This is a genomic window from Aerococcus sp. L_32, assembly GCF_050689315.1.
Genome location: NZ_JBOEQF010001202.1, coordinates 1 through 557, shown reverse-complemented (window position 1 = coordinate 557; position 557 = coordinate 1). Strand labels below are relative to the sequence as shown.

The 557-nt window shown below is 37.7% G+C and carries 1 pseudogene; it reads left to right on the top strand.

Annotated features, from left to right (window positions below):
* Positions 1-284 precede the first annotated feature (284 nt).
* A pseudogene (locus ACRCJ0_RS18935) lies at positions 285-557 on the top strand (hypothetical protein); the annotation flags it as partial.

The window sequence follows — 557 nt, the reverse complement described above, 5'->3', positions numbered from 1 at the left end:
AGCAACTGATGATGCTTTATCTGACTTCCGTTTTGAAGTGGGCGCTAAAACTGTTCCTTCATTAGTTTACGTTGGTGGAGACGGTAAATTTAAAAACTTAAATGCGGATTCTTCAAATTCTGTAGCGGAAATTGCGCAAGCTATTAAAGGGTAATGCCAGGTTAAAGGCAAGTTTAGTAAATATATCTTTGCTAAACCCTTAAGAAAGGTTTAAAGCGCATGAAATCGTTTGAATATATCTATATTTTTCTTTAGACTTATAGGTATAGAAAGGTGTGATTTTAATGAAAACGCCAAAAGTAGTGATGGGATTCCTAGCCGCCGGAGTATTAGCAGCTGGATATACTATTACACAAGTTCAAGCGGATGAAAATGCACAAGGTTTATATACAAGTAATGTGGCATCATCTCAAGTTGAATCAGCTACGACAAGTAGTGAATCAACTAGTCAATCGGAAGAAGCAAGCACAAGTACTGAGGAAATAGCCATTAGTGAGAGTGAGTTAGCTTCAGATACGTCTGAAACTTCAGCTACTAGTGAGGCAACAGACACTACT